Source organism: Enterococcus sp. DIV1304_2, assembly GCF_050555445.1.
Taxonomy (GTDB): domain Bacteria; phylum Bacillota; class Bacilli; order Lactobacillales; family Enterococcaceae; genus Enterococcus_B; species Enterococcus_B pernyi.
The window spans coordinates 2,060,225-2,082,524 of record NZ_CP187851.1 but is presented as its reverse complement, the minus strand read 5'-3'; the positions used below and the strand labels follow the sequence as shown (position 1 = coordinate 2,082,524).

The window sequence follows — 22,300 nt, the reverse complement described above, 5'->3', positions numbered from 1 at the left end:
AAACTTTTCTTTCAAATCCGTTTCAGTTAAGATAAAAGGAGAGTGAACAAATCCATTCACTGAGTGACTAGCCGAGAGGGCTTTATAGGAGGAGTACGATGTTATTAGGTTCACATGTCAGTATGAGCGGTAAAAAGATGTTACTAGGTGCAGCAGAAGAAGCAGTCAGCTATGGTGCTTCTACTTTTATGATCTATACAGGCGCACCACAAAATACCCGTAGAAAACCAATTGAAGAAATGAATATTGAAGCTGGAAAACAATATATGGAAGAAAATGGACTGAAGAATATAGTGGTCCATGCACCGTATATCATTAATTTAGGAAATACAACGAAACCAGAGATGTTTCCTTTTGCTGTACAGTTTTTAAGAGAAGAAATCGTTCGAGCGGAAGCATTAGGAGCAACTCAGATCACATTGCACCCAGGCGCACATGTCGGTGCTGGAGCAGAGGCAGGGATCGCAAGGATCATTGAAGGGCTAAATGAAGTCTTGACGAAAGAACAGACCGCACAAATCGCCTTAGAGACAATGGCAGGAAAAGGTACAGAGATCGGCAGAACGTTCGAAGAGTTGGCACAGATCATTGATGGGGTGACATTGAATGAAAAGCTATCAGTGACCTTTGACACGTGCCACACGAACGATGCCGGCTATGATGTAGCGAATGATTTTTATGGCGTCATTGAAACGTTTGATAAAGTGATTGGTTTAGATCGCTTGAAAGTACTACACATCAATGATTCCAAAAATCCACAAGGTTCACATAAAGACCGCCACGCCAATATCGGCTTTGGTACGATCGGTTTTGATGCATTAAATAAAATCGTCCATGAACCAATGTTCAAAGATGTTTCAAAGATTCTTGAAACACCATATGTCGGAAAAGATAAAAAATTGGCTTATGCCCCTTATGGGAAAGAAATCGCGATGTTCAAAGCTGAAACCTTTGATCCAGAAGTATTTCCAGAATTATTAGTAGATGTAGAAGCCTGAATAATCTGTAAAGGTTATTAGATAAAGAAAAAAGCCTAGATCACAAAAATATGTAAAAATATTTTTGTTCATCTAAGCTTTTTTTGTTTAGTTTAAAAACCTTTGATCAAGACAACTCTTGTAATCGTTGTTCATAGCGTTTATTTCCCTTATAAAGATCAACGATCGTCCAAGCGAGTAAGGCGAGAACTGCAACGATGATGATGTAAGCGATCCGATCAGCAAGGACGATTGACGCAGTGGAAGCTTGATCGCCAAAGAAAGCTTCGATTTGTCCTGGGAGTCCGCGCAAGTTTAAATACGTCAAACTGATGACAGAAAACCAACCAAGTATTTTGACGATCAGTGAATTTTTGAAACGGGCACCCATTTCTGCTTGGCTGTTGGTCATCATCAATAAAGGAATCATTGAAAAAGGCAAGGCAAAAGCTAAGAATACTTGGGACTCATTCATTAGATTATTAAGTGCTGTATGTTCTTCGATCGTGCCTTTGGAGCTAGTGAACAAGACACAAAGTAGTACTGGAATGACGGACAATAGTCGAGTGACTAAACGGCGTAACCAGATCGGCATGCGCATATGGATAAAGCCTTCCATAATGACTTGTCCAGTCAATGTACCGGTAATCGTTGAATTTTGACCAGAAGCAAGCAGTGCTACTGCAAATAAGGTTGATAAAATGCCTGATTTTGCTACGGCGATCAAGACGCCGTTACTCATCGCAGATGGATCGGAAAGTGCTTCATACAAACCAAAGAAAGAGGGATCTTGAACTGCACCAGTTTTAAAGACGGCAACCCCCATGATCAATAGAAGTGCATTGACAACGAAAGCCATCGTTAATTGAATATTGGAATCCCATGTCGAGAAACGCACCGCTCTGGCAATATCTTCTGGATCTTTTCGATCGATCTCGCGGGTTTGGGAAACAGCAGAGTGCAAATAGAGATTGTGAGGCATCACAGTTGCACCAATGATCCCTAAAGCTCCAGTCAATGGGGTCTCTCCACCGATTTTTGGTTCTTCAGCAAATGTTTGGCTATTAGGAATAAAGCCTTTGAATAGACTGCTCCAATCAGGGTTTGAAAGCGCCACTTGGTAGACAAAGACAAATAGGATAACGAAAATCAAACAGACGACTAACGCTTCGATTTTACGAAAACCGATCTTTGTCAAAAGAAGCAAGACAAAGACATCCAAGACGGTAATAAAGACAGCAATTGCCAAAGGAATATCAAATAATAAATATAGAGCGATCGCTGCACCAATGACTTCAGCGATATCTGTCGCCATGATCGCTAATTCGGTCAAGATCCAAAGAATGACCCCTAGCGTTTTACTCGTACGAGCACGAATCGCCTGTGCCAGATCCATTTGGCTGACGATCCCAAGTTTGGCAGCCATATATTGTAGTAACATAGCAATCAAGCTGGACATCAGAATAACTGACATCAATAAGTATTGGAAATTTTGGCCACCGGTGATCGATGTTGACCAATTACCTGGGTCCATATAGCCGACTGCTACGAGTGCACCAGGTCCGGAATAGGCAAGTAAGGTGCGGAAGAAACTTTTTCCTTTTGGTACTTTGACCGTACCGTTTACTTCTGAAAGGGATAACCCATTAGTGTGTTCAATCCATTTATGTTTATTCTCGTGATTATTCAAATGAAAACCACCCTTCTATTTCTTTTCGAATTCATTCTACACCCAGAGACGAAAAAATAAAAGAAAAAAATTCGGCTAACCTAAAAATTAAATGTGGCTTACTTTCTAAATGGGTGTTTTTGTATAATCATGAAATAAAAATGACTTTTTTTACATATTCTTAAGAAAACGCCTTTCTTTTTTTTGTAAGTTTTAGTAAAATGAATCATTGAGAGCAATTAGGAAAAGGAAAGGAGAGATTTACATGGTATCAAACGGAATCGTTGTACTTATTGCAGTTATTGCATTGTTAATCGGCGCAGTCGGTGGATTCTTTCTTGCGCGTAAATATATGAAAGATTACTTAGAAAAAAATCCTCCCGTTAATGAGGAAATGTTAAGATCAATGATGATGTCTATGGGGCAAAAACCATCTGAAAAGAAAATTCGTCAGATGATGCAACAAATGAAGAACCAAGGGAAGAAGTAGGTTCTTATTCGACAACATCAAAAAGCGGGCTGATTGATTTCAGCTCGCTTTTTTCTTTTTCTCAATTTGAGAAAAGCGCATTCATGCCGATCAATGATTATTTTTTTATAAATTGTATGACGATCATATTTTTTCGATTGTGATCAACGATATCTGAGGATTCAATTCAACCTCGGAAATAAATGAAATTTTTAGGAGTTAGAAGGAGGAAATATATGTCGATTTTCAGAAAATTGGGTTGGTTTTTTAAACAAGAGAAAAAGCACTATTTGATTGGCGTATTTTCTTTGTTCGCGGTGGCAATAGTGCAGTTGATCCCACCTAAAGTCATCGGGATCATTATCGATGAAATCGCCGATCAAAATATCTCGATGCAAATCATTGCATTGTGGATAGGTGTATTGATCATTGCAGCTTTTTTGCAATATCTTTTTCGCTATATTTGGCGAATGAACATTTGGGGCAGTGCAGCTAGGCTTGAAAAAGAATTACGCCAGCGTCTATTTGCTCATTTTACGCGAATGGATAGTTTGTTCTATCAAAAATACCGGACGGGTGATTTGATGGCTCATGCAACGAATGATTTGAACGCGATTCAAAATGTGGCTGGTGCAGGAATTTTAACATTTGCAGATTCAGTGATCACTGGAGGAACGACGATCATTGCGATGGTTCTATTCGTTGATTGGCGGTTAACTTTGATTGCATTGATCCCATTACCATTATTAGCGGTTACTTCAAGGATCTTAGGCTCAAAATTACATGATGCGTTTCGTGATTCACAAGAAGCCTTTTCAAGTATCAACGATAAAACACAAGAAAGTATCACAGGTATCAAAGTCATCAAAACATTTGGCCAAGAAAAACAAGACTTGGAAGATTTCCAAGAAAAGATCGATGATGCCATTGAGAAAAATAAGCGGGTAAACTTTTTAGATGCGCTTTTTGATCCATTCATCACGTTGATCATTGGCTTGTCATATGTGGCGACAATTATTTTAGGAGGACGTTATGTCTTGGATGGTACGATCTCAATTGGACAGATGGTTTCTTTTATCAGTTATATCGGTATGCTTGTCTGGCCGATGTTTGCGATTGGGCGACTGTTCAATGTACTAGAAAGAGGGAACGCTTCGTATGATCGTGTCAATGAACTATTGCATGAGAAAACACATATCGTCGAAAAAGTAGGAGCAGAAATGACACCAGCAAAAGGTGAGTTGAATGTGGCAATCACACAATTTACCTATCCAGACGATGAACAGCCAGCATTAGAACACATCAAATTTGCGATCAATGAAGGTGATACGTTAGGTATCGTTGGTAAAACAGGTGCCGGTAAGACGACAATCATCAAATTATTGATGCGTGAGTATGACCATTATCAAGGAGAAATCAAATTTGGCGGACGAACGATCAGAGACTACTCACTAGATGCCTTGTTGCGCTCGATTGGTTATGTGCCACAAGATCATTTCTTGTTTTCGATGACGATCCTAGATAATATTCGCTTCTCCAATCCACAGAAATCACCAGAAGAAGTGGAAGAAGCAGCGGAATTGGCGTATATCAACACAGAAATCAAAGGACTGCCAGAAGGGTACCAGACAATGGTCGGTGAACGTGGGGTCTCTCTTTCTGGTGGACAGAAGCAACGGTTGTCGATTGCTCGTGCATTGATCCAAAGTCCCGAATTATTGATTTTGGATGACGCATTATCCGCTGTTGATGCTAAGACAGAAGAAGCAATCTTACGTAACCTTAAAGCAGAACGGAAAAACAAAACCACGATCATTGCGGCCCATCGTTTAAGTAGTGTCATGCACGCCAATGAAATCATCGTCATCGATCATGGTCGGATTATTGAACGTGGCACACATCAAGAGTTGTTAGCTCTTGGTGGTTGGTACGAACAAATGTGGCAGAAACAACAATTAGAAGCAAAAATTGAAGGAGGTGGCGAATAATGGAAGATCAATATCAGTCGGAATGGTCAAAATCCATGACCTATAAAGAACAAGCTTCGATCATTAAACGGTTGATGCAATTTGCTAAACCCTTTCGCTCGACATTCATCATTGCGATTTTATTTGCTCTAGTATTATCAGTCATCAATGTGCTATTGCCAAGGATCATCCAAACATTCATGGATGAGCATCTAGCGAAGCAGTCAGCAACGACACAAGTCATTCTTTTCTTTGCAGGGCTTTATCTTTTTGGGGTCATTGTCAAAAGTATCATTTGGTTTTTCCAATGGTATTTATATTCGATGGCGTCATTGAAGACCTACCAACATATCCGTGTAAAGCTGTTTGAAAAACTGCATACATTAGGAATGCGGTACTTTGATCAAACGCCAGCTGGATCGACGGTTTCTCGTGTGACCAATGACACAGAAACACTGTTTGAATTTTGGTATGTCTTTCTGATGGTTTTAACAGGGATTTTTGCCGTGATCTCTTCATTTATTGCGATGTTTCAAATCAATCAAAAAATCGCGTTATGGTGTCTGATCTTTTTACCGATTTTAGGAGTAGTGATTTGGTATTATCAAAAATTTAGTTCAAGGATCTATCGAAATATGCGTGAACGCTTGAGTCAATTGAACACAAAACTAAATGAATCAATTTCTGGGATGCGGATCATCCAACAATTTCGTCAAGAATCGCGTTTGGCAAAAGAATTTGAGGAAGTCAATGAAGAGTATCTGGCAACTCGTTATGCTATGATCAAGACAAATTCGATTCTTTTGAGTCCAATCATCAGTTTTTTATATGCTTTAGCGATTGCCTTGACTTTGACGTTATTCGGACTCGATGCCTTACATTCACCAGTTGAAGTCGGCTTGATCTTTGCCTTCACCACCTATGTTCAAGGATTCTTTAACCCGATGTCGCAAATGATGGACTTCTTAAGTGTCTTTACTGATGGAACAGTTGCAGGGAGCCGTATCTTGAAAATCATGGATACGGAAGAATATGCACCACAGCAAAAGGAAGCAGCGGATCGAACGATCACTGCTGGGAAAATCGAATTTCGCAATGTCAGTTTCTCTTATGATGGAAAAAACAACGTGTTGAACAATATTTCATTTGTTGCTAATCCAGGAGAAACTGTGGCATTAGTCGGGCATACAGGAAGTGGGAAAAGTTCGATCATCAATGTATTGATGCGTTTTTATGAGTTTTATGAAGGACAGATCTTGATCGATGACCATGACATTCGTGAATATCCGATTGCTGAATTACGCAATAAAATGGGCTTAGTATTACAGGATGCGTTCTTATTTTATGGGGATATCGCTGGAAACATCCGGATGATGAATCCAGAGATCACAGACGAGCAAATACGCGAAGCCGCTGAGTTTGTCCAAGCGAATCAGTTCATCGAAGAATTGCCGAAAGGGTATCATTCAAAAGTAATTGAAAGAGGGGCAAGCTATTCAAGTGGGCAACGCCAATTGATCACGTTTGCCAGAACGATTGTTACTGATCCTAAAATCTTAGTTCTGGATGAAGCAACGGCGAATATCGATACAGAAACAGAAGTCTTGATCCAAGAAGGACTTGCGAAGATGCGTCAAGGTCGGACAACGATTGCCATCGCCCATCGACTTTCGACGATCCGCGATGCAGAGTTGATCCTCGTACTAGACAAAGGACATATCGTAGAGCGTGGCAATCATGAAACACTGTTAGCCGAAGAAGGACTATATGCAGATATGTACAAACTACAAAGTGAATAATAGAGGATTACTTTTTAAACACTATTTATCATAAGCCTGTGATAGAATCGTTCAGGTCAGAGAAATAAGCCTTGTACCCAAAATCGTTCCAACTTTGGGTATCAAGGCTTATTTTTAAATGACTTGATAGCGACGTTATTCAAAATGAAAGAAGTCAATCAACTGTTTGACTGTCAATTTCATTGTTGTTCTGGTGAAGTGGTAGTTTCCCTGCAGCTTGTAATAATTTTTTTGGTAAATATAGAAATAACACAAAAGAAAGCGTTGACATTTTAAAATTGTTTCGCTAATATGAAGAAAAGAACATACTGTTGGATAGTGATTGCATCACGCAAGCTAAACCTAATCAGTCACCATGAATCGATTCCATGGCTGACTTTTTGGGTTTTTTTGTTTTTTTAGGAGTGACAATCATAGAAAGGGGATATTATGCGGATTGAAAAAATTCTAAATAATAATGTCGTTGTCACAAGGGACAAATTAAATCGAGAAATGATCGTTATGGGAAAAGGATTGGCGTTCAAAAAAAAGATCGGTGATGCCATTTTAGAAGCGGGTGTAGATAAGGAATTTCACTTGACGGATGATCGACTGTCTAAACATTTTCAAAAATTAGCGGAGGATATCCCAATGGAATACCTCGAACTTTCTTACGAGATCATCGAGTATACGAAAGAAAAATTGGATGTGACATTGAATGAATCCATTTATATTTCCTTGACCGATCATTTGTACAATGCGATCAAACGTTATAAAACCGGCGTTGGGTTACCGAATGTTTTATTATATGATATCAAGCAATTATTTCCGAGAGAATACCAAATAGGTAAAAAAACGATTGAAAGAGTCCATCATAAGTATGGATTCGATTTATCCGAAAATGAAGCTGGATTTATTGCCCTTCATTTAGTCAATGCACAATCAGAACAAGATAGTATGAACAATATGTACCAGTTTACGAAAACCATTCAGGATATCTTGAATATCGTTCGCTATTATTATCAAACACCCTTTGATGAAGAATCGATTTATTTTTTCCGATTTGTTACGCATCTTCGTTTTTTTCTTAGCCGTGTGATGAATACGTCTATCACCTATGAGGGTGAGGTTGAGGAAGAATTGATCCAGATGATCCAGCGAAAGTACCAAACGGCCTCTGGCTGTGTGGACAAAATCGCTTTATTTTTAGAAGAAACATTTAATTATCATATGTCAGACGATGAAATTGTCTACTTAACGATCCATCTGGCTCGTTTGGCAGATAATAATCATTTAAAAAATCATTAAAAGGAGGGCCGTGGGTTCAACGAATGGGTACCAAAGGATAGTGACATTGAGTTGGCTAAACCTTCAATCAAACAATTGGAGGAAAAGAACATGGGAAAATACCAAGATTTAGCAAAAGAAATCGTGAAATATGTTGGCGGAAAAGAAAATATCAGTAGTTTGACGCACTGTGTGACTCGTTTGCGTTTTCGGTTAAAAGACGAAAGTAAAGCAGCTGATGAGACACTGAAGAATATGGATGGTGTCGTGACCGTCATGAAAAGCGGTGGACAATACCAAGTAGTCATCGGTAATCATGTCCCAGACGTATATGCAGATGTCTTGAGTGTAGCAGGAATCTCAGAGGATGCTGAATTAGCTCCTGCGAAAGGCAATATTTTTAATCGTTTGATCGATATTTTGAGTGGTTGTTTCCAACCTTTCTTAGGTGCTCTAGCCGCTGCCGGGATGGTCAAAGGATTGAATGCGTTATTTATCTTTTTAGGATTCTATGAACAGACTTCTGGAACTTATATCATGTTAAATGGGATCGGTGATTCGATCTTTTATTTCATGCCAGTTATTTTAGGGTATACAGCAGCTAAAAAATTCAAATTGAATCCAATGGTCGGCATCGTGATCGGTGCAGCCCTTGTCTATCCGACCGTGCAAGGACCGGCATTACAAAGTGGCTTTGAAGCAGCAAATCAAGGTGCAGCTGCGCCGCTTAGCCTTTTAGGATTGCCCGCGTATGAAAGTTTCTTGGGTATTCCTTGGGTAGGAGCTTCCTATACATCAAGTGTTGTTCCAGTCATCTTCATTATTGCTTTTGCGGCACAAGTCCAAAAATTTGCGAAGAAGATCGTACCAACCGTTGTCCAAACATTTGTTGTTCCATTTATGGTTTTATTGATTGCTCTACCGATCGGCTTTTTGGTGATTGGACCAATCGTTAGCTTGTTAACAGAGTGGTTGAGTGCAGGGTTCCAAGCATTGATGGATTTTTCACCAGCATTATATGGTGGGGTCCTAGGTTTCTTCTGGCAAGTATTAGTTATCTTCGGTCTACATTGGAGTATCATTCCTTTGGCGATCATGCAGCTGGCACAAAATGGCTCAAGTCAAATGCTGGTAGGTGTTTTTGGGGCAAGTTTTGCACAAACTGCTGTTGTGTTAGCAATGTACTTCAAGTTTAAAGACAAGAAAATGAAAGCATTATGTATGCCTGCCTTTATCTCAGGAATCTTTGGCGTAACAGAACCAGCCATCTATGGGATCACTTTACCTAAAAAGACCCCGTTCATTTATTCAATGATTGGTGGCTCGCTCTCTGGTATCTATTTGATGATGAGTGGTACCACAGGTTATACAATGGGTGGCTTGGGAATCTTTGGCGTTGTCAATTTCATTAGTGGTGGTGATGCAAGTGGAATGTACAATGCTTTTATCGGAATTGTGATTGCTGCAACGATTGGTTTTACTTTAACCTTCTTGTTCTGGAAAGATGCGGAAGAAGTAGTACCTGAGAAAAAAGAAAGCAAAATCAAAGAAATCGTCAAAACACCGATCCAAGGTGGTATTGCTTCTTTAAGCGAAGCGAAAGACCAAGCATTTGCTAAAGGCGCGTTAGGACGGGGAATCTTGATCTATCCAGAAAAAGGTGAAGTTGTTGCCCCATTCGATGGGACAGTGATGACGTTATTCCCTTCAAAGCATGCCATCGGTTTAGTTTCTGAAAGTGGGTTAGAGCTGTTGATCCATGTTGGTTTAGACACTGTGCAATTGCAAGGAAAACATTTTGAATCTTTTGTGAAACAAGGGGACAAAGTGAAACAAGGAGACGTTTTATTGCGATTTGATATCAATGCGATCGAAAGTGAAGGATATAGTGTAGAAACCCCTGTCATTATTACCAATTCAGCAGATTACCTCGATATCGTCGAGAATCAATCGAAGATCGTGACGAATGGGGACGAGTTGATCACAGCTTTGACTTAACGCAATAAAAAACCTCTAAAATCAAGGGTTTGACAGAGATAGCTAAGCGGTAAGGAGCATTTTTCCACAGAAAGCTGTGTCTGATTACCTGATTCCGCAAAAAAAGTCGTAACATCCGAGGATTTCCTCTCATATTTTGGATGTTACGGCTTATTTTCTTAGAAGTTCAGCTATTTAATTAGAGAGTAAATTTCAAGGAGCAACTTTGTTCTGAACGAATCTTTCTTATCGTTCCCGCTATAAAAGTAGACTAATCGCCATCTTCGATTGAATCGGTAAATAGTTCTTCCTTCATAATAGATGAACTGATCTGACGGGTATCGACTTTTTGCCCGACTTCGATCAAATAATCGAGGTTCTCACGATAATGTTCAGCAAAGACACAACTATATAAAACATCCAACAAATAGGAGATCGACGTATTGATCGTGAAGCTGCTGATTTTTGAGTACAATCGTTCGCGAGTTGTCAGTCGCAATACTACATCGCTCGCTGTGGACAAACTTGACTCTCCGATGCTCGTCAATGATAAAATCGGAACATTCTTCTCTTTTAGTATTTCAGCAGTCCGAAGCATCATCTGATTTTCTCCCGTATAAGAGATCAAGATCGCACAGTTTTCAGGCTGACAATTGTAGGCATCGTAATAAGACTCGCCAGAAGTTGGCACAATGGTCACTTCCTGTTTGATCCGATTCATTTTCAATTTGAAGGATTGAGCAATCAATGTGTTAGTGTCACTCGAAAATAATACGATTTTATTAGATCGTAACAGCAGTTGTTTTGCTTGTTGGAGATCGTCGTGCATCAACAAGGATAACGTATCTTGGATCGTCATGCGTTCAAGTGCTGCAATTCGATTGGCAATCGTCATGATGCCTTCATTTTCGGAAAAAGGAAGATTGGCATCCACTTCTTGAAAATTCCCTTGCAGATATTCTGTTTCAGCGATGAATGCATCTCTAAAATCCACCCATCCATGAAAGCCCATTTTTTTGGCGATCCGAATCAAAGTAGAAGGATGGACATAGCAAGTTGCTGCAATTTGCTGAATCGTGCGATCGGCCAAAGTCGTTTCATTGGCTTGGAGAAAACGAATGACTTCGCTTTCTGAGGGTGAAAAGTTGATTTGTTTGAGCTTTTCCTTTAATAGCATAATTCGATCCTCTTTTTTTACGTTTTTGGTTAAAAGTATGTAAAATAATTGTAAACGGTATTATTTAGTGTGTCAATGAAATGAATAAAAGAGAAGTGACTCCTTAACTAGTTTGTTTTAATTAAAAAATTAGGATTTGTTTGGTTTGTATTCATTGTTTTTCTTTTTGTTATGCGCAATAAATTTACAAAAAATCACAAGAATATCGATCATTTTGTAAATGATTATTCAAAGTAATCAAAAAGTATTGTGACTTTTATTTACAAAAATGATAATAGAGTTGTAAAAAAGACGAAGGAGTGAGTGTATGAATCAAGGAATCAAGATCGCGACAATTGGTGGCGGAAGTAGTTACACACCGGAACTAATGGAAGGATTCATCAAGCGTTACGATGAATTACCGATTCGTGAAATCTGGTTAGTCGATATCGAAGCTGGACGTGAAAAACTAGCAATCGTCAGTGAGATGGCCCAACGGATGTGGGATGCTTCACCATATGATGTGAAAATCTATGCCACCTTAGATCGCGAAGAAGCATTGAAAGATGCCGACTTTGTCACTACACAATTTCGGGTCGGTCAATTGGATGCTCGTGTAAAAGACGAACGTATCCCTGCGTACTACGGCATGTTGGGACAAGAAACCAATGGAGCTGGGGGGATGTTTAAAGCATTTCGGACGATCCCAGTCATTTTAGCAGTAGTGGAAGATATGAAACGCCTCTGTCCGAACGCTTGGTTGATCAATTTCGCGAATCCAAGCGGTATGGTGACTGAAGCAGTCGTTCGTTATGGGAAATGGGACAAAGTGATTGGTTTGTGTAATGTGCCAGTAATGGCAATGATGACAGAGCCAGTCATGATCAGTGAGAAGAAAGAAGAGTTGATCTATAAATTTGCTGGGCTGAACCATTTCCATTGGCACAAAGTAGCGGATGCAAAAGGAAATGATCGTACCGAAGATTTGATCGAACAACTTTATGCGGAAGATAACGGGTTGCCAAAAAACATATTCGATGTGCCATTCTTTAGAGAACAACTAGATCAAATGAAAATGATTCCTTGTGGCTATCACCGCTATTACTATCGTGAAGAAGAAATGTTGGAGCATGCGTTGGAAGAATACCGCACGATCGGAACGCGAGCACAACAAGTCAAACAAACAGAAGCGGAATTGTTTGAGCTTTACAAAGATCCGCAACTTGATCATAAACCAGAACAACTACAACAACGAGGCGGTGCCTATTATTCTGATGCGGCATGTGAAACGATTGCTTCGATCTATGGCAATAAAGAAACCCAAATCGTTGTCTCAACGAAAAACAATGGGGCTGTGCCTGATCTACCAGCAGACTGTGTCGTTGAAGTAACAGCTTATGTAGGTGCGCAAGGAGCAAGAAGTGTTGCTTTTGGTTCATTACCTGCAGCAGAACGTGGGTGGTTACAAGTGATGAAAAATATGGAGTTGTTGACGATCGAAGCAGCTGTCACAGGTGATTATGGGACGGCGTTACAAGCCTTTACGATCAACCCATTAGTTCGTTCTGGTAAAACAGCAAAACGTATGATGGATGAATTATTTATTGCTCATCAAGAGTATTTACCACAATTTAAAGAAGCCATCGATCGCTTAACAGCAGAAGGCATCGAAGTGCAAGATGAATTAGCAAGAGAATTGTCAGAAAAACGTGTAGTGGAAGGAGTATAACAACGATGGGATTTAGAAAAGACTTTTTATGGGGTGGCGCAACAGCTGCCAATCAATGTGAAGGTGGATACGATGAAGGAGGACGTGGCTTAGCCAATGTGGATGTCGTACCGATTGGTCCAGATCGTTTTCCAGTGATTACCGGTCAACAAAAAATGTTTGAGTTTGATGACGAACATTTTTATCCAGCGAAAGAAGCCATTGATATGTATCATCATTACAAAGAAGATATTGCCCTTTTTGCAGAAATGGGCTTTAAAACCTATCGCCTATCGATTGCCTGGAGCCGTATTTTCCCATTAGGTGATGAGAAAGAGCCAAATGAAGAAGGGTTGAAATTCTATGAAGATGTCTTTAAAGAATGTCAGAAACATGGGATCGAACCTTTAGTAACGATCACTCATTTTGACTGCCCAATGCATTTAGTCAAAGAATATGGGGCATGGCGTTCGCGTGAATTAGTCGGATTTTATGAAAACCTTTGTCACGTGATCTTTAACCGCTACAAAGGATTAGTGAAATACTGGTTGACTTTCAATGAAATCAACATGATTCTACATGCACCGTTCATGGGCGCTGGCTTGTATTTTGAAGAAGGCGACAATGTAGAGCAAGTCAAATATCAAGCAGCCCACCATGAGTTACTAGCGAGTGCGATTGCCACGAAAATCGCCCATGAAGTGGATCCTGAGAATAAAGTCGGCTGTATGTTAGCTGCGGGAGCTTACTATCCTTATTCATGTAAACCAGAAGATGTCTGGGCTTCACGCCAAGCAGACCGTGAAAATTATTTCTTTATCGATGTACAGTCAAGAGGGGAATATCCAGCATATGCGCTAAAAGAAATGGAACGCCAAGGCATCGAGATCGACATGGAACCAGGAGACTTAGAATTATTGAAACAACATACCGTTGATTTTATTTCATTCTCTTATTATTCTTCTCGTGTTTCAACAACCGATCCAAAATTATTAGAACAAACAGCAGGAAATATCTTTGAATCAACGAAAAACCCTTATCTAGAAGCAAGTGAATGGGGTTGGCAAATTGACCCATTAGGTTTACGGGTGACATTGAATGATATTTATGATCGGTATCAAAAACCATTGTTTATTGTTGAAAATGGTTTGGGCGCGGTAGATACTCCGGATGAGAATGGCTATGTGGAAGATGACTATCGCATTTCATATCTTGCTTCACACATCCAAGCGATGAAAGATGCAGTCGAATTAGATGGTGTTGATCTTTTAGGTTATACGACTTGGGGCTGTATCGATCTAGTTTCTGCTGGGACAGGTGAAATGAAGAAACGCTATGGTTTTATCTATGTTGATCGTGACAATGAAGGCAATGGTACATTGAAACGAACGAAGAAAAAATCATTTGATTGGTACAAACAAGTGATTGCTTCAAATGGTGAAAATCTAGCGAACAAATAGGATAGAATAAGAATGTCTATTGTTTTTGTCTATCGATTTCGAGTATAATATATCTATTCGAAACTCGTAGGCAGAACAATAGACTTTTTGTGTGATTGGCTGTAAAGTAGGCTTACTTGATTTTAAAACGGAGGAATCTACATATGTATGATGTAATCGTAATTGGCGCAGGGCCTGCTGGCATGACCGCTGCTTTATATGCTTCAAGATCAAACTTATCAGTAGCGATGATCGAACAAGGGGCACCTGGCGGGCAAATGAACAATACCGCAGAAGTAGAAAATTATCCTGGATTTGATTCGATCATGGGTCCAGACCTTGCGTATAAAATGTATGAAGGTGTTTCACGATTTGGAACTGAAAATGTCTATGGTATCGTCCAAGATATCAAAGATCATGGCAACTATAAAGAAGTTATCTGTGAAGATAAAAGCTACGAAGCGAAAACAGTCATCATTGCGACTGGCTGTATCCATCGTAAACTAGGGGTGCCAGGCGAAGAAGAATATGCTGGACGTGGTGTTTCTTACTGTGCAGTTTGTGACGGTGCATTTTTCCGTAACAAACGCTTAGTCGTGATCGGTGGTGGCGATTCTGCGGTAGAAGAAGCCGTGTATTTGACTCAATTCGCTTCAGAAGTCGTTGTCGTTCATCGTCGTGATGAATTGAGAGCGCAAAAGATCATCCAAGATCGTGCATTTGCAAATGAAAAAATCTCGTTTGTTTGGGATACGATCACTGATGAGATCGTCGGGAACGATATGGTCGTCACTGGTGTCAAAGGGCACAACGCAAAAACAGGGGAAGAAATCGAATTAGCAGCTGATGGTGTGTTCATCTACGTTGGACTAGATCCATTGACTGAACCTTTCCGCAAAGCTGGGATCACGAATGATGCTGGCTGGATACCAACAGATCAAGATATGCGTACGAACATGCCTGGCGTATTTGCCATTGGCGATGTACGAGAAAAAGATCTACGCCAAATCACTACAGCAGTAGGCGATGGCGGGATTGCTGGACAACAAGTGTATAAATACTTGGAAGCTTTAGAAGAAACGCCAAACGCTCAAGGATAACTAATGATTTGAAAAACGAAAGGTGTCTGGGACATTAGTCCTCTTGTACCACCTAAAACCGAATAAACGGCGGGAACAGAAGTAACCTCTTCGGAAATAAGGCGCCATCCACAAAAATTTGAAGAACAATTTTCGTGGATGGCGCCTTATTTCTCGAGGCTGAACACTTCTTTCCCGACCTCTTTTTCTTATGCTTTGCTATCTAAAAAGAGAATGCTATACTTAGAAAGGAACATATTTTTAGAAAGAGGTGTCGGCTTCATGTCTTGGAAACAAGTTTACGAGCAATGGGCAACTGAAGAATCATTAGAAGAAAATTTAAAAAAACAATTAAAAGAATTAAGTGAAAATCCTGAAAAATTAGAAGATGCGTTCTACGCACCTTTGGAATTTGGTACAGCAGGAATGCGCGGGATCTTAGGACCTGGAATCAATCGAATGAACATCTATACTGTACGTCAAGCAACAGAAGGGCTTGCACAATTTATGGATGAACAAGGAGCAGAAACTAAAAAACGTGGGGTAGCGATTGCTTATGATTCACGTCATCAATCGCCAGAATTTGCGTTGGAAGCGGCAAAAACTTTAGCGCAACATGGTATTCCATCTTTTGTATTTGAAAGCTTACGACCAACTCCAGAGCTTTCATTTGCGGTTCGTCATCTTAACGCATTCGCTGGGATCATGGTTACAGCTTCTCATAATCCAGCGGCATATAATGGCTATAAAGTCTATGGCGAAGATGGTGGACAAATGCCGCCTGCTGATGCAGACGCATTGACAAAATATGTACGAAACATCAGCAATCCATTAAAAGTAGAAGTTTTAGCAGAAGAACAAGCAAAAAATAGTGATTTGATCACGATCATCGGCGAAGAAATCGACCAAGCGTACTTGGAAGAAATCAAAGCAGTGACGATCAATCATGAATTAGTAGAAACATTAGGGAAAGAATTGAAGCTAGTCTTCACGCCGTTACACGGAACAGGCAAAATGTTAGGTGAGCGTGCGTTGACTCAAGCGGGATTTGAACAATTTGTCTTGGTTCCTGAGCAAGCAGTCGCTGACCCAGACTTCACCACAGTCAAATCACCAAATCCAGAAGAACACTCTGCTTTTGAATACGCAATCCGTTTAGGCGAAAAAGAAGGCGCAGATCTATTGATTGCTACTGATCCAGATGCCGATCGTCTAGGTGCAGCTGTACGCTTGCCAGACGGTTCTTACAAAGTATTGACAGGAAATCAAATCGGCGCTTTGCTTGTCCAATATATCCTGGAAGCTCACCGAGAAAAAGGAGCACTGCCAGAAAATGCGGCGGTCTTGAAATCAATCGTTTCAAGTGAACTACCGACAGCAATCGCTAGACATTATGGTGTAGAAATGATGAACGTTTTGACTGGCTTCAAATTTATTGCTGAAAAAATCCAACAATTCGAAGAAACCAAGGCGCATACATTCATGTTTGGTTTTGAAGAAAGCTACGGTTATTTAGTCAAACCATTCGTTCGCGATAAAGACGCGATTCAAGCACTATTATTATTAGCAGAAGTTGCTGCATTTTATAAAAAACAAGGTAAGACCCTTTATGATGGGTTACAATCGATTTTTGAAACGTATGGCTATTATGCAGAAAAAACAATTTCAGTCACAATGAGTGGTCAAGAAGGTTCAGCGAAAATTGCTGCACTGATGGAGAAATTCAGAAAAGATGCACCAACTGAATTTGCCGGAGAAAAAGTTTTACAAACAGAAGATTTCAAGGCACTGACAAAAACAGATGCTCAAGGAAATGTAGAAAAACTAACGACTCCACCTTCAGATGTATTGAAATATACACTAGAAGAAGACGGTTGGATCGCGATCCGTCCTTCTGGAACGGAACCAAAAATCAAATTTTATATTGGTGTCAAAGGTGATTCAAACGAAGCAGCACAAGAAAAAATTGCTGCACTTGAAGCTAGCATCAAATCAATGACAGAAGAATAAACAGTTGAGACTGACGAAAAAAGTGGTACACTTTAGTAGTCAGTCTTTTTTTGGAGGTGAATCGTTTGTCGGGGAATCAAAACATTAAAGTAGAAAAAGTGAGTCAATTATTCAAGGTATTAAGTGATCCGACACGTTTGAATATTTTACTTTATTTAAAAGATGGAGAAAAAAATGTGACGTCGATCAGTCAATCTGTTCAAATGGAACAATCGGCTGTATCTCATCAATTACGGTTGTTACGTGAAAACCACGTGGTGAAATCACGACGTGAAGGAAAAACGATCCTTTACAGTTTGGATGACTTTCATGTATTAGATATTTTAGAACAAACGATCAAGCATGTAGAGCATCAAAAAAGCTAACTAAAGTCATTAAAAAAGGATTTGAAAGTGTCTGGGACATCGGTCCTCTTGTACCACCTACAACCGAATAAACGGCGGGAACAGAAGTAACCACTTCGGAAATAAGGCGCCATCCACAAAAATTTGAAGAACAATTTTCGTGGATGGCGCCTTATTTCTCGAGGTTGAACACTTCTTTCCCGACCTCGATCAACTCCTATTTTTATCATTTAAAAAGATAATAAAAAGCTATTTCTCTTCCGAAGTTTCTGTGCCGTAATAGCTATGGTCTTCCAGCTCTAACTCATTCAATATCAATGATGCTGTTTCTTCAATGGAAAGAGAAGCAACATTGATGACGACACACCCTAATTTTTCATAAAGTTCATTGGCAAATTCCAATTCTGCACGAATTTTTTCGATATCGGAGTACGCAGTATCTGGATTCAGGCCATATGAACGCATGCGTTCTTTACGAATGTTATTTAAAATATCAGGGTTATTTGTTAATCCAACAATCTTCTTCGGATCGATTTCCCACAATTGCTTAGGGATATGTGCTTGAGGTATCAGTGGGAGATTTGCTACTTTTAAATTTTTATTGGCTAAAAACAAACTTAACGGTGTTTTAGAAGTTCTGGAAACACCAAGTAAGACGACATCGGCTTCCAAAAAACCTCGAGGATCTTTTCCGTCGTCATATTTCACCGCAAACTCCATCGCTTTGATCCGTTTGAAATAATTTTCATTCAATAAGTGAAGTGCCCCTGGTTGACGTGTCGGTTTGATGCCAGTCAAGCGCTCGATTTCTGCAATTGGCGGGGTCAATACATCAAAGCTGTATAATTTGTTTTTTTGACAAAATTCATTTGTTAAATCCACCAATTCTTGGTTGATCAATGTATGGAGAACTAATGCTTGTTCTGACAATGCATCATTTAGTGCGCGTTGCAACGTCTCTGGATCAGTCACAAAAGTTCGTCGAAATAAACTAAATTCGATGGATGGATATTGCGCCATTGTGGCTTGGGCTAATTTTGTTGCTGTTTCACCTGCAGAGTCTGAAATGACAAAAAAGGTGACGACTTCATTTGATTCGGCAGTCATAAATAAAAAACCTCGCTTGCTTTTTTTTTAGGTTTATTATACCATACTCGAGTGTACATACTTCGTAATCATTTTGATTTGGGGGATAATGATGAATAAACAAACATTGATCGAACAATCTTTAGAAACATTGAAAAATAACGGGTTCAAATACACGAAAAAGCGAGAAGCATTACTCGCATATTTAATCAAACGAAATCGTTACGTCTCTGCAAAAGAAGTCTTTGACTATATGAGTCAGGAATTTAAAGGAGTCAGCTATGATACGATCTATCGTAATTTACATGACTTTTCAGAGTTAGATCTTTTGGAAGAAACGGATCTAAATGGAGAAATGAAATTCCGTTTTCATTGTTGTCAAGGCGAGATTGGGCATCATCACCACTTTATATGTACCGTTTGTGGGACGACAAAAGAAATCCATATGTGTCCAATGAATTATTTTGAAGAACAACTCAGTGGGTGTACCATTGAAGGGCATCGCTTTGAGATATTTGGTCGCTGTGAGAGCTGTCAATAATAATTTCCAATAAAATAACAGGTGATTATTTAAAAAAATCATAAGATTCTCTTGACGGTCAAAACTGCTTTAGCTATAATGTTTATAGAACAGTCTTGTTTCTTGAGATTAACATTTCAATAACAATTACGGTTACTTTTTAAGCTCGGAGGGAGGGAATTAATATGTCAAAAACAGTCGTTCGCAAAAACGAATCACTTGACGATGCTCTTCGTCGCTTCAAACGTTCCGTGTCAAAAGCGGGTACTTTACAAGAATCTCGTAAACGTGAATTCTACGAAAAACCAAGTGTAAAGCGTAAGAAAAAATCTGAAGCAGCTAGAAAACGCAAAAAATTCTAGTTCTTTGATGAATTGGAGTTGGTAGTGTGTCACTACTAAGTAGATTGAACGATGACATGAAGACAGCGATGAAAGCTAAAGATAAAGAATCTTTACAGGTGATTCGTATGATCAAGTCATCTATACAAAACGAGCAAATTAAAGAAGGTCACGACTTGACAGAAGAAGAAGAACTAACAGTGTTGTCTCGCGAAATGAAACAACGCCGTGATTCTTTGCATGAATTCGAGGAAGCTGGACGTGACGATTTAGCTGAAAAAGTGAAAAGTGAAATTGTGATAGTCGAAAAGTATATGCCAGAGCAACTTTCTGAAGAAGAAATTCGACAACTTGTTCAAGATGCGATCACGCAAACAGGTGCTTCATCAGCAAAAGAATTTGGTAAAGTCATGGGAGTTATCATGCCTAAAGTCAAAGGAAAAGCTGATGGAAATCAAGTAAATGCTATCGTAAAAGAACTATTGCAGTCTTAATCTTAGCAAACGAAACTACGGACGCGAAAGTGTCCGTAGTTTTTTTGTGTTCATTAAAAGAATAGTTTTTTGATCAATATTTTTTTGTTTAAAAACATTTGTTGTTACTTCGCAAAAGATTCATAGAGTGAACTACTCACCACTTAGCTAAACCTGACGGTTCTTAACGCTTGAAGTGGGAGCTTCTTGGGAATAGAGCATACTTGATAGTGTATTTCTTTACTAACAGCGGTGTCTCTTATTTGCCAAGCTATACCCGTAGTTCCTACGGTTCTTGATTTTATCTAAGCTAATTGTTTTATTCGGAGACCTTCGGTGAGAATATTGATGCTTGCGTTTATATCTCGGTCATGATGAGCATGACAAACTGGACAAGCCCATTCTCGTATTTCGAGCGTTTTCTTGCCATCTTGATGACCACAAGCCGAACAGAGTTGACTAGATGGGAACCATTTATCCACTTCGATAATATTTCGACCGTACCAGTCAGCTTTGTATTGTAACCTAGTCACAAAACTAGACCATGAAACATCCGAAATACTTTTTGCTAGTTTATGATTACGCAACATACCTTTTGTATTTAAGTCTTCTATACAGATCATATCGTGGTTTTTGATAATCTCTGTGCTCAACTTGTTTAGAAAGTCATTGCGTTGATTCATTACTTTTTCATGTAGTCGTGCTATTTTACGTTTTTGTTTTTGATAATTTCTAGCTTCAAACAGATTGATACCTTTTTGTTTAGCTAATAATGCACGTCTTGACAACTTACGTTGTTCACGTTTTAGTTTCTTTTCCATTTTTGACGTGAACTTATTATTATCAATCTTTTGACCGTCAGAAAGAATGGCAAAATCAGTTATACCAAGGTCAATTCCAATAGAAGAATCGTTTTTAGGAAGTTCAACTATTTCTTCTTTACACAACAAAGAAATATGGTAATTACCACTTGGATGACGTGAGATTGTGGCAGATTTGATAATTCCTTTAGGTTGTCTATGGAGTTTAATCTTGATTAAAGACTTCAACTTAGGAACTTTGATGAATTTATTATCAATCAAAGCTACTGTTCCTTTTTGGTTGTTAGTAGTATAGATTTGTACAGGATTCTTCTTACTTTTGAATCGAGGAAACCCAACGGATTTATCTCTAAAAAAATTCTTATATGCCTTATCTAAATTAAGTTGTGCATTCGCTAAAGCAAGGCTATCTACTTCCTTCAAAAACGGAAATTCTTCCTTATATTGAGCTGGTGTTGGAAATTTTATTTTTGTAGAAGAATCATTTTTAGTTTCTTCATAATTTTTCATTCGGTCATCAAGCATTAGATTGTAGACCTTACGGACACAACCAAAAGACTTAGCAAAGAAAATTTCCTGCTCTTCTGTTGGATAAATTCTGAATTTATATGCTTTTAGTCGCTCCATAAGACTCACCTACTCTCTATTTGTGGTTATTACCTTGATTCTGAATATACTTTTTGATGACATCAATTGATGCGCTACCAGTTGTCAACAGGCAGAAACTTTTAGACCAAAACATTTCTTTCCAAAGATATTGTTTTACTCTAGGATAGTCACGCTTTATCAAGCGTGAACTAGCGCTTTTATAAGCGTTGATGAACTTCGTCAGCTCTGTTTTTGGCTGTGCTTTGAACATAATATGAACATGATCTTTCTCATGATTCCACTCAACGAGAGTGATGTGATGTGACTCTGCAATTCGTACAAAAGTTATTTTAGCAAATTCAGATATTTCATCATCAATCACTTGTCTACGGTATTTAGTTACCAGTACAAGATGATAATAGAGAAGAAACACTGAATGATTATTAGTATCTAGTTCCATTGTTATATCAGCTCATTTCTTATATAGACTGATTATACCATAGTACAAAATAAAAAGGCAATATGCCTTATATGTCGGTTTTCGAGTTACCAACGGTAACCCTCATACCGAACGGCATTCATCACCCGCCTATAGAGGATGGGCGACTTCT

Annotated in this window: 19 protein-coding genes; 14 read left to right on the top strand and 5 right to left on the bottom strand. The window is 39.1% G+C overall.

The genetic code is table 11. The features are described 5' to 3' along the window. The first annotated feature begins 98 nt into the window (after positions 1-98). Complete coding sequence (locus tag IGJ14_RS09545) at positions 99-998, top strand: deoxyribonuclease IV (RefSeq protein WP_195274256.1); 900 nt, start codon at positions 99-101, stop codon at positions 996-998. Between the two features lie 106 nt (positions 999-1,104). On the opposite strand, the gene IGJ14_RS09540 is transcribed toward IGJ14_RS09545, so the two are convergent. After that, on the bottom strand, positions 1,105-2,667 hold the full coding sequence (locus IGJ14_RS09540; RefSeq protein WP_019723117.1) for an Nramp family divalent metal transporter: 1,563 nt from the start codon (positions 2,665-2,667) through the stop codon (positions 1,105-1,107). A 244-nt stretch (positions 2,668-2,911) separates the two neighbouring features. On the opposite strand from IGJ14_RS09540, the gene IGJ14_RS09535 reads away from it, so the two are divergent. The 5 genes from IGJ14_RS09535 to IGJ14_RS09515 all read left to right on the top strand — a co-directional run bounded on the left by IGJ14_RS09535 (position 2,912) and on the right by IGJ14_RS09515 (position 10,145). Beyond that, positions 2,912-3,136 (top strand): YneF family protein, encoded by a 225-nt coding sequence (locus IGJ14_RS09535; protein WP_010734944.1) that lies wholly within the window; start codon positions 2,912-2,914, stop codon positions 3,134-3,136. A gap of 215 nt (positions 3,137-3,351) precedes the next feature. Next, positions 3,352-5,103, top strand: a complete 1,752-nt coding sequence (locus IGJ14_RS09530) for an ABC transporter ATP-binding protein (protein WP_019723116.1) — start codon at positions 3,352-3,354, stop codon at positions 5,101-5,103. Beyond that, complete coding sequence (locus tag IGJ14_RS09525) at positions 5,103-6,881, top strand: ABC transporter ATP-binding protein (RefSeq protein WP_430607644.1); 1,779 nt, start codon at positions 5,103-5,105, stop codon at positions 6,879-6,881. The genes IGJ14_RS09530 and IGJ14_RS09525 overlap by 1 nt, the downstream gene beginning before the upstream one ends. Before the next feature lie 429 nt (positions 6,882-7,310). Continuing rightward, positions 7,311-8,168: a BglG family transcription antiterminator LicT gene (gene licT, locus IGJ14_RS09520; RefSeq protein ID WP_430607641.1), complete on the top strand. Its 858-nt coding sequence runs from the start codon at positions 7,311-7,313 to the stop codon at positions 8,166-8,168. Between the two features lie 90 nt (positions 8,169-8,258). Beyond that, a complete protein-coding gene (locus tag IGJ14_RS09515; protein WP_430607638.1) occupies positions 8,259-10,145 on the top strand; it encodes a beta-glucoside-specific PTS transporter subunit IIABC in 1,887 nt (628 codons plus the stop codon). 250 nt (positions 10,146-10,395) lie between these two features. Here the strand turns inward: IGJ14_RS09515 and IGJ14_RS09510 are convergent, their stop codons facing one another. Further along, on the bottom strand, positions 10,396-11,301 hold the full coding sequence (locus IGJ14_RS09510; RefSeq protein ID WP_430607636.1) for a MurR/RpiR family transcriptional regulator: 906 nt from the start codon (positions 11,299-11,301) through the stop codon (positions 10,396-10,398). Positions 11,302-11,608: 307 nt separating this feature from the next. Between IGJ14_RS09510 and IGJ14_RS09505 the strand changes: the two genes are divergently transcribed. The 5 genes from IGJ14_RS09505 (at position 11,609) to IGJ14_RS09485 (ending at position 17,881) form a co-directional block, all read left to right on the top strand. Then, entirely contained in the window at positions 11,609-13,009 is a 1,401-nt protein-coding gene (locus tag IGJ14_RS09505) for a 6-phospho-beta-glucosidase (protein ID WP_430607633.1), read from the top strand. A gap of 5 nt (positions 13,010-13,014) precedes the next feature. Next, a complete protein-coding gene (locus IGJ14_RS09500) occupies positions 13,015-14,448 on the top strand; it encodes a 6-phospho-beta-glucosidase (RefSeq protein ID WP_430607631.1) in 1,434 nt (477 codons plus the stop codon). 143 nt (positions 14,449-14,591) lie between these two features. Continuing rightward, a complete protein-coding gene (gene trxB / locus IGJ14_RS09495; protein WP_104776172.1) occupies positions 14,592-15,527 on the top strand; it encodes a thioredoxin-disulfide reductase in 936 nt (311 codons plus the stop codon). A gap of 261 nt (positions 15,528-15,788) precedes the next feature. Continuing rightward, complete coding sequence (locus IGJ14_RS09490) at positions 15,789-17,516, top strand: phospho-sugar mutase (protein WP_195475783.1); 1,728 nt, start codon at positions 15,789-15,791, stop codon at positions 17,514-17,516. A gap of 65 nt (positions 17,517-17,581) precedes the next feature. Further along, complete coding sequence (locus IGJ14_RS09485; RefSeq protein WP_010734954.1) at positions 17,582-17,881, top strand: ArsR/SmtB family transcription factor; 300 nt, start codon at positions 17,582-17,584, stop codon at positions 17,879-17,881. 228 nt (positions 17,882-18,109) lie between these two features. Here IGJ14_RS09485 and IGJ14_RS09480 read toward each other — a convergent pair whose 3' ends face one another. Beyond that, entirely contained in the window at positions 18,110-18,967 is an 858-nt protein-coding gene (locus tag IGJ14_RS09480; RefSeq protein ID WP_010734955.1) for a pyruvate, water dikinase regulatory protein, read from the bottom strand. 91 nt (positions 18,968-19,058) lie between these two features. Between IGJ14_RS09480 and IGJ14_RS09475 the strand changes: the two genes are divergently transcribed. The 3 genes from IGJ14_RS09475 (at position 19,059) to IGJ14_RS09465 (ending at position 20,301) form a co-directional block, all read left to right on the top strand. After that, positions 19,059-19,487 carry a Fur family transcriptional regulator gene (locus tag IGJ14_RS09475; protein ID WP_010734956.1) on the top strand — a complete coding sequence of 143 codons (429 nt, stop codon included), beginning with the start codon at positions 19,059-19,061 and terminating at the stop codon, positions 19,485-19,487. A gap of 164 nt (positions 19,488-19,651) precedes the next feature. Beyond that, on the top strand, positions 19,652-19,828 hold the full coding sequence (gene rpsU / locus IGJ14_RS09470; protein ID WP_002356740.1) for a 30S ribosomal protein S21: 177 nt from the start codon (positions 19,652-19,654) through the stop codon (positions 19,826-19,828). 26 nt (positions 19,829-19,854) lie between these two features. Then, entirely contained in the window at positions 19,855-20,301 is a 447-nt protein-coding gene (locus IGJ14_RS09465) for a GatB/YqeY domain-containing protein (protein WP_010734957.1), read from the top strand. 284 nt (positions 20,302-20,585) lie between these two features. Here the strand turns inward: IGJ14_RS09465 and tnpB are convergent, their stop codons facing one another. Both tnpB and tnpA read right to left on the bottom strand, forming a co-directional pair. After that, on the bottom strand, positions 20,586-21,728 hold the full coding sequence (tnpB, locus tag IGJ14_RS09460) for an IS200/IS605 family element RNA-guided endonuclease TnpB (RefSeq protein ID WP_430607627.1): 1,143 nt from the start codon (positions 21,726-21,728) through the stop codon (positions 20,586-20,588). Between the two features lie 16 nt (positions 21,729-21,744). Next, entirely contained in the window at positions 21,745-22,149 is a 405-nt protein-coding gene (tnpA, locus tag IGJ14_RS09455; protein WP_430607624.1) for an IS200/IS605 family transposase, read from the bottom strand. Positions 22,150-22,300: the final 151 nt, after the last annotated feature.

What these genes read in the sequence shown, in the direction of transcription:
- IGJ14_RS09545 (WP_195274256.1), top strand. Translation starts at nt 99, where the DNA reads ATGTTATTAGGTTCACATGTCAGTATGAGCGGTAAAAAGATGTTACTA.
- IGJ14_RS09535 (WP_010734944.1), top strand. Translation starts at nt 2,912, where the DNA reads ATGGTATCAAACGGAATCGTTGTACTTATTGCAGTTATTGCATTGTTA.
- IGJ14_RS09530 (WP_019723116.1), top strand. Translation starts at nt 3,352, where the DNA reads ATGTCGATTTTCAGAAAATTGGGTTGGTTTTTTAAACAAGAGAAAAAG.
- IGJ14_RS09525 (WP_430607644.1), top strand. Translation starts at nt 5,103, where the DNA reads ATGGAAGATCAATATCAGTCGGAATGGTCAAAATCCATGACCTATAAA.
- licT (WP_430607641.1), top strand. Translation starts at nt 7,311, where the DNA reads ATGCGGATTGAAAAAATTCTAAATAATAATGTCGTTGTCACAAGGGAC.
- IGJ14_RS09515 (WP_430607638.1), top strand. Translation starts at nt 8,259, where the DNA reads ATGGGAAAATACCAAGATTTAGCAAAAGAAATCGTGAAATATGTTGGC.
- IGJ14_RS09510 (WP_430607636.1), bottom strand. Translation starts at nt 11,301, where the DNA reads ATGCTATTAAAGGAAAAGCTCAAACAAATCAACTTTTCACCCTCAGAA.
- IGJ14_RS09505 (WP_430607633.1), top strand. Translation starts at nt 11,609, where the DNA reads ATGAATCAAGGAATCAAGATCGCGACAATTGGTGGCGGAAGTAGTTAC.
- IGJ14_RS09500 (WP_430607631.1), top strand. Translation starts at nt 13,015, where the DNA reads ATGGGATTTAGAAAAGACTTTTTATGGGGTGGCGCAACAGCTGCCAAT.
- trxB (WP_104776172.1), top strand. Translation starts at nt 14,592, where the DNA reads ATGTATGATGTAATCGTAATTGGCGCAGGGCCTGCTGGCATGACCGCT.
- IGJ14_RS09490 (WP_195475783.1), top strand. Translation starts at nt 15,789, where the DNA reads ATGTCTTGGAAACAAGTTTACGAGCAATGGGCAACTGAAGAATCATTA.
- IGJ14_RS09480 (WP_010734955.1), bottom strand. Translation starts at nt 18,967, where the DNA reads ATGACTGCCGAATCAAATGAAGTCGTCACCTTTTTTGTCATTTCAGAC.
- IGJ14_RS09475 (WP_010734956.1), top strand. Translation starts at nt 19,059, where the DNA reads ATGAATAAACAAACATTGATCGAACAATCTTTAGAAACATTGAAAAAT.
- rpsU (WP_002356740.1), top strand. Translation starts at nt 19,652, where the DNA reads ATGTCAAAAACAGTCGTTCGCAAAAACGAATCACTTGACGATGCTCTT.
- tnpB (WP_430607627.1), bottom strand. Translation starts at nt 21,728, where the DNA reads ATGGAGCGACTAAAAGCATATAAATTCAGAATTTATCCAACAGAAGAG.
- tnpA (WP_430607624.1), bottom strand. Translation starts at nt 22,149, where the DNA reads ATGGAACTAGATACTAATAATCATTCAGTGTTTCTTCTCTATTATCAT.